The following is a 6,653-nucleotide window of genomic DNA, read 5'->3' on the forward strand; positions in this document are numbered from 1 at the left end:
GCTCTTCGTTGATGGCCACTTTGCGTCCCCGCATGGCCTCTCTTACTGCTCCCCACCACTCCGCCTCGCACGCAGCTGTCAGGTAGGCGTCTGGCGATCCGCTCGCTTAAATGCGGGGATCACTCAGCCTGGTGTCAGCGACCAGATCATGCAATCCAGATCCTCTTCGCAGTCGGCGCTACGCTTGCAGTTCCCGCCCTCTTGAACATGAACTGGGGCCATCTTGGGACCACGGCCAACAACACAGGAAGAAAGGAGAATCAGCAGCGCCAGCAAAGGCCATTCGGGTTTCATGTTCTCACCTGCCAGTTCATGCGTCTCGGGCTTCCACCGCGCGGGAATAATTTCCAGGAGGCCCCGTGACGGCAATCAGTCCCACTCCAGACTGACTCCACCGTCTGCGTTGACGGTCGCGACTCCTTGCAATCCGAGCAGCGGATTCACGAACGCACCTGTTTCCAATTGGACCTTGCCGCCATCCGCGAACTCGAGGTCAACGGACAGGTCTCCATCCGCGTTCGCGCGTCCCTGACAGACGACCCGGCCATGAACAGGGACCTTCTCAAAAGCGCATTCCTCGCCAGGAATCCGAGCAGTCAAGACACGCAACTCGCTCCCGGTCTCATTCACGAGGACGATTCGCGTTCTTCCCGACACATAGATGGCAAGCGCGGGAATCACCACGATGACCAGCAAGCCTGCCGCCAGGGTCCACACCCAACTCCTATCGATGGCTCACCTCCACTCCCTCTGGCAAGACGAATGATCTGGCCCTGGCTGAATCAATTTACACTCAAGTCCAGCAGGACAATCAGCATCCCTGGCACACGGTTGCTCACAAGTACTGTAGCGCCCAAACAACGAGCAACTGCGCCCATGCCTATAGCCCGTCATACAGACCAGACCTTGTCTACAGCTATCATCCGACCGACACTCCTGATGATAGTCCAAGTCTCTTGCGCATGAGGCAGCCAGAAGCAACACCATCCCACCGGAAAGAACCCTGCTCTTCCGGGAAATGCGAACCCAGAGCATCCACCGTCCAAGGCCCACCGAAAGTCCTCTCACAGGAACCATCATCCCAAGTGGCTTTCGCCCTTGTCCACGCCGGCAGCTCGGCTCAAGGGAGGACGTCATCAAGGTCAGGCCTTTCAATGATGCGGTCAGAGGTCCGCAGATAGAGGACCTCCTCATCGACACCCCAGAAGGTCTTGAGTTCCACCTCGACCGCGAAAACGCGTCCTGACTCGAAGGTGACGTAGACCTTCGGATACCGCCGAACCTTCGCAACCGGCTTCGCGTAGTCCCAGGAGAGCCTTCCCGATGGCCTCACCTCCCGAGCCAGAGGCATGCCCAGGCGTTGAACCACCTCATCTTCGGACATCCTCAGAGACACGGAGCGGACCTTCTCCGCGCTGAGTCCCGGCGCCAGTTGGCTTCCAGACCAGGGGACCCCGAAGCCGGCGTAGAACAGCGCTGCGCCCGTCGACACCAGCCCCAGGAAGAGCCGGTCCCACCAGGCCTGGGGCCTTCCCATCGAAGCGCGAAACAGAACGGGTGCCTCTGGCGCGTCCATCAGGCCAACCCCTCGGTGCGCTGGCCATTCTCGCTGCAGAAGCAACGCTGTTCTTCCTCTACGCCGACCACTCCATCCACATGGCCACCGAGCGCATGCGCTCCAGACGCGAGCGGGGCTGGCGCAGGAGGAAGTCGCCATTGGGGGGCAGGAGCTGCCCGTTGACCATGTGCGAGTGACAGTCCACGAGCCCGGGGGCGACGAGGCGGCCGCGACAGGCGACCTCCCAGTCACCGGGGAGCACGGGCACCTCGACGTCGGGGGCGACGCGGCGGATGATGCCCTCTTCGACCACGACGGCCATGCCGTGGCGGACGCGACCGTCCGCACAGAACACGGCGCAGTTCTTCAGATGCAGTCGGCCTTCCATGGACCTTCCCGTTTTAGCACGGGGTGGGTGGAGGATGAACCCCGTCTCCTACGGAGAGTCCCCGAGGGGCGGATCCATGCAGGGCGCGGGCTTCAGGAAGTAGGGGCCGTCATGCTCCACGACCATGGACCACTCCATGGACTCGGGGCAGATGGCGCACCACCCAGGGGATCCGTGGCGTGGAGACGCCCAGACCATTGCCTCCAGGATGTTCAGGGGTGGTGGTGACGCGGCCTCGATGCGAAGGACCGGGAGCAAGGGCTCCGATACGACGTGGAACACACCGCCCTGCTGCTGCCGGGAGTAGTGCACCTCCGCTTTGAGCATCATCTTCACCTGGACCGTTTTGGCGAAGACGAAGATGGACTGGCCAATATCCCTGGCTATGAATCCGGGCAGGAAGGTCTGCCACCACTGGTCGCATATCTCCTGCGACACCTCCGGGCCGAGCACCTTCAGACCCGAAACAACGCCGGCCAATCCCTCAGTAGGCCAGGTCCAATCTTTTCTCATCGACACCTCTCAATCCGAATAGATGCAGATCATCGTCACCGGATCGAAGACCGCATTCTGCCCCTGGCCGAAATCGACGCCGAGGTAGGGAGGGACGGTTCTCCTCATATGAATCCTGACGGGTTCAGATTCCGCATCAAAGTGGAAGGTGGCAGGCTGCGTCAGCAACCACGCTTTCGCTTGCGCGAACTCCTCCTCCGACAAGGCACCATCGGCACGGCTTGAGAATCTACGAACCCGGGCTTCGTTGTCCTGAAGCATGGCCTTGAGCAGACCCCATTCGCCCCAATGTCTTCGGCCAACCTGAGCAAGGGCCGACGACATCGCGAGGAATGATAGCAGGATCAACGGGGGGATCACCCTTCGCCAGAGCCGAAGAATTCTATCGGATTCTTTCCGAGCAACGAAGAAGGGAACGTATCCAACAAGGATGAACAACCATCCACTGAGCGCAATCTCTGTGAGCATGTCTGCGGCAGGTGGATCACCGGGAAAGGGATGCGAATCAGACAACAGGAATTCGCAAAACCCCAAGACGCTCAACACGAGCAAAACGCTTACCGACGGCACGAACCAGCACAGCAGACCAATAATCCCCAACCGGCGAAGCCAGCGGGTGGATGTTTCCATTTCAGCGACGTGGTTCATTGGCGGAAGACGATCCGGTTCCTAGCCCAGGCGAACTTGTGCTGCATGGCGAATGGGGGCCAGTTCATTCTAGGAGCAGCGGTTCATATGCCGGTCGGCCCCAGGGGGAAGACTCAACATCCCCCTGGAACACATTCAAACCAAACCGCTATTTCCCACCCCCACACATCGATCCACTCGGACTGTTGACATTGGGATTGTCCGCCCACTTATTTCGGACAGAGAAATCGTCGTCTTTGGGACCGCCCGTACGCTCCCTGAGGCCGAAGGGCAACAGGTGCGGTCCCACGCTATTCTCGCCAAATCCCTGCACAAAGCGCGACAAATCAGGCCCATCAAATGTATTAATCGATCCATCGGGATTAATAACAATGTTAACACCATTGTTTGCTTTATACACTCCCTTGTGCCCCGAATAAACACCATCCTGGTTGCCATAGAAAGTATCACCAGGCGCCAAGTAGTATTGCTCGCCGTGTTCCCCTGAAATCCAAACACCATCGTTTGAGTTGTTCTGAACATCCAGGCCCGTTGAATCAAACCATGAAATCGGATTGTTCCCAGCATAGAGGCAGGCCAGCGCAGGAACACCACGCAGCACCTGCCTTTAAATCCACTTTGGATTCTGCTGAAGAAGCTCTGGCTGAAGATACCGCCCCGATGCCGGATCATAAAACCGGTTCCAATTCTCGAAGAGATCGGTCTCCGCGTCATGGTACTGGCCGGGGAAGCCAAGCGGAATCCAGAGGGCCTGAGCCCCGGCCTGGTACCGCTGGTACTCGTACCCCTCGACCGCGACGCCCTGATAGCTGGTCAAGCCACTGGCGTTCGAACTGAATCCCACGGTCAGGTTGCCATTGGACGGCACCACCCATGCCGTTGTCACTTGCCCCCGGCGCTCTCCCGACTGGCTGTCGAGGACACTGCTCGTATCCAGATCCACCAAGCGCACGAAATCCGCCCCCGGCTCCGTGTCCACAACATGGTAGCGCGCGCGCATCCGTACTTGAACTGAGGTGCTCTCCTTGGGCTGGGAGAACATCGCCAGCGTTGCGGACGTGCTGTGCGCGTAAGGGTGCGCGGTCTCCGCGTGGTGCGTCACCCGGTTCACGTGCCCGAAGGGGTCCGTGTCTGCGGCCCCTGTCACCCGTCGCGAAGCGTCCAACATGATCACCGGCTTTCCAATGTGGTCCGTCACCGGGAAATACACGCCACACGCCACTGACTCGCCATCACGAGAACAATCCCCAGTGCCGTCTGGCTGCCGCGCCCACGCCGCGCTGAACTTCCCACGCACGAGCGCAACCGGACGCCCCGCCAACCACACATAGTCATCCAGGGTGAAGTGGCCAATCGGAGTGGCCAAACCATTGTTGCCCCGGTCCGTCAGCATCCGGTTCGACACCGAGTGGAAGTACTCGTCCGTCGTTCCATACGGGTTCGACTTCAGCCGCCGGCGGCCCAGCGCATCATAGAAGTAGTTGTAGTACGCGCCGTTGACATTGACGGCACGGAACACGGTCTCCGTGGCCACGCCTACTGTCTGTCCATACTCGAACCCCAGCGTGTAGACAGGTCCACCTGACATGGTCGCCGCCCACCGCTTCTGCGTCACTCGGCCGTCTTCGTCATGCGACAGGGTGTATTTCAGCAAGCTGCCACTGGCCGATGAACCCCACCCCGTCAGCTGGTCCACCGCCGGGGCTGTCCCAGCGGTCAGGTCGTAGATGAATCCGTCCTCCTCCAACTGGGTCCGGTTGCCGCGACCATCGTATTGATACGTCCGTGATTCGAACGAGCCACCTGTCGCCGCGAAGTTGCCCGTCGGCCGTCCCGCTCCCACCAAACGCAGCGTGCGATCATAAGCGTACGTCTCCGTCCGAGGCGTCGTCGCGCCCAGGAGGCACGTGTCCAGCCGGGCCACCTGGTCTCCGTTCCACCCCTGAAGGTGCCGCTACCTCCTCCGTGGCGCCAACTGGAGGTCTCGACTCATTGCACGCCAACAGCAGGACTCCTCCCGCCAGCGCTCCCCACACCCATGACCGGAAAGACAATCGCCCCTCACTTTTGGAAGAGTCCCCTCCCGGTCAGCGATGCCCGGGAATATCCATACCCTATCTTTTGTCGGGAACTCACCACAAGACATAGTCTTGCATTTCAGTGACCGCGAAAATCAACACTTGCGCCACTGCAAGTCCTATCGGCAGCGTGTGTACTTTCCGCCCTGGGTTTGCCACGACCGCTCCCCCGTTCCGCATTTCACGGAGGCAGCGTCACAGGCTCGTGTCGTACTCCCGCCTGGCAGGCAGGGTGGCGCGGGTTCTGGCCCCCTGGAGACCCGGTATACTCCCGGCCGCCATGACACCGCTGAGCCCTGGAGTCGCCACCGCCACGGAGCAGGACACGCCGGCCGCGCCCGGTACCCTGCGCTTTCGCCGCCTGTGGCTGTTCTCCCCCCGGGCCGACCTCGCCATCCTGGGCATCCCCCTGGCGCTGACCGGGGTGGCCGCCGTCGCCAGCGCGTTCCTCGCCCCTGCCGCCGCGGACAACGCCCACCGGCTCCTGGGCTGGACCGCCCAGAACCTCCTGGGCAACGCCACGCACGTCATCCTCACGTTCCTGCTCTTCGGCGTGCACCGCGACGTGCTCACCGCCGCGCCCAACCAGCCGCGCACCCTCCTCGCCGGCGCGCTGGCCATGCTCGGCGTGGGCGCGGCGCTGTTCTTCACCTTCTACGCCGACCGCTCCATCCACACCTTCGCCGTGGCCGTCATCTTCAACGTCTTCGGCATGCACCACACCCTGTCCCAGCACCGGGGCCTGTGGTCCCTGCATGGCCTGCGCGGCGGACAGGCGGGCCTCCCCGCGCCCTCCCCGCTCGAGCGCAAGCTCCAGCAGCTCTACGTCCCGCTGCTCCTCTCCGTCCTCCTCGTCCGCATCTTCTTCGTCGCCGAGTCCGCCGCCCCGAACGCCCCCGCCTACCTCGACGTGGGCCAGGGCGTCGTCCTTCCGTGGCAGACGCTGCCCGTGCTCATCGCCATCTGGCTGGGCTACTTCCTCCTGCTCTTCCGCGCCGTGCTCCGCTCCCGCACCGCCAGCGGCCCCAAGGTGCTGTACCTGCTGGGCATGGCGACCGCGACCGGCCTGGCGCTCGTGGCGCCGTCCTGGGGCTACGTGATGCTCCCGGGCATGCACGGCCTGGAGTACTACTTCCTCAGCGCCCGCATGCTGGAGCCTCGCGAGGGCGATGCCCCCCGCCTGAGCCAGAAGCTCATCTGGCCCGTCATGGTCGTGTCCATGCTCCCGCTGTTCGCGCTGGGCGTGGTGCATGGCTTCCTGCTGGATGGCCCCATGCGCGGCTCGCTGGGCATCGGCGGCGGCGCGCAAGCGAATCCCCTGCTGCGCGCGCTGACCTCGCTGGGCTTCGCTTGCGTGCTCGCGCACTACTTCGCGGACGCCTTCATCTTCCGCTTCCGCATCCCCTCCATCCGGCAGGTCATGCTGCGCCGCCTGGGCTTCTCCGCCGCCCCGAGGCCGCCCCTGCCC

At 62.4% G+C, this 6,653-nt stretch carries 7 protein-coding genes and 1 pseudogene; 1 reads left to right on the top strand and 7 read right to left on the bottom strand.

What is annotated here, in order from left to right; all coding sequences use genetic code 11:
* Window positions 1-369 precede the first annotated feature (369 nt).
* The 7 genes and pseudogenes from D7Y15_RS44465 to D7Y15_RS41460 all read right to left on the bottom strand — a co-directional run bounded on the left by D7Y15_RS44465 (window position 370) and on the right by D7Y15_RS41460 (window position 5,031).
* Window positions 370-717: a hypothetical protein gene (locus D7Y15_RS44465; protein WP_147452110.1), complete on the bottom strand. Its 348-nt coding sequence runs from the start codon at window positions 715-717 to the stop codon at window positions 370-372.
* A 403-nt stretch (window positions 718-1,120) separates the two neighbouring features.
* The gene (locus D7Y15_RS41440; RefSeq protein WP_121780031.1) at window positions 1,121-1,576 is read right to left on the bottom strand and encodes a hypothetical protein; all 456 of its coding nucleotides are present in this window, start codon (window positions 1,574-1,576) and stop codon (window positions 1,121-1,123) included.
* An 82-nt stretch (window positions 1,577-1,658) separates the two neighbouring features.
* Window positions 1,659-1,946 (bottom strand): annotated as a pseudogene (locus D7Y15_RS41445) (amidohydrolase); the annotation flags it as partial.
* A gap of 48 nt (window positions 1,947-1,994) precedes the next feature.
* Window positions 1,995-2,459 (bottom strand): hypothetical protein, encoded by a 465-nt coding sequence (locus D7Y15_RS41450; protein WP_126934746.1) that lies wholly within the window; start codon window positions 2,457-2,459, stop codon window positions 1,995-1,997.
* 9 nt (window positions 2,460-2,468) lie between these two features.
* Window positions 2,469-3,107: a hypothetical protein gene (locus tag D7Y15_RS44470; RefSeq protein ID WP_126934745.1), complete on the bottom strand. Its 639-nt coding sequence runs from the start codon at window positions 3,105-3,107 to the stop codon at window positions 2,469-2,471.
* A gap of 148 nt (window positions 3,108-3,255) precedes the next feature.
* Window positions 3,256-3,708: a hypothetical protein gene (locus D7Y15_RS44475; RefSeq protein WP_148713010.1), complete on the bottom strand. Its 453-nt coding sequence runs from the start codon at window positions 3,706-3,708 to the stop codon at window positions 3,256-3,258.
* Window positions 3,709-3,714: 6 nt separating this feature from the next.
* Window positions 3,715-5,031 carry a hypothetical protein gene (locus tag D7Y15_RS41460; protein WP_120577907.1) on the bottom strand — a complete coding sequence of 439 codons (1,317 nt, stop codon included), beginning with the start codon at window positions 5,029-5,031 and terminating at the stop codon, window positions 3,715-3,717.
* A gap of 434 nt (window positions 5,032-5,465) precedes the next feature.
* Here D7Y15_RS41460 and D7Y15_RS41465 point away from each other — a divergent pair.
* Window positions 5,466-6,653: hypothetical protein (locus D7Y15_RS41465; RefSeq protein ID WP_121756025.1), on the top strand; the 1,188-nt coding region annotated here is incomplete at its 3' end.

The organism is Corallococcus sp. AB030 (genome assembly GCF_003668965.1).
Lineage (GTDB): Bacteria > Myxococcota > Myxococcia > Myxococcales > Myxococcaceae > Corallococcus > Corallococcus exiguus.

Bases quoted from the DNA above. Each gene is read 5' to 3' on its own strand.
- D7Y15_RS44470 (WP_126934745.1), bottom strand. From the start codon at position 3,107: ATGAACCACGTCGCTGAAATGGAAACATCCACCCGCTGGCTTCGCCGG.
- D7Y15_RS41450 (WP_126934746.1), bottom strand. From the start codon at position 2,459: ATGAGAAAAGATTGGACCTGGCCTACTGAGGGATTGGCCGGCGTTGTT.
- D7Y15_RS41440 (WP_121780031.1), bottom strand. From the start codon at position 1,576: ATGGACGCGCCAGAGGCACCCGTTCTGTTTCGCGCTTCGATGGGAAGG.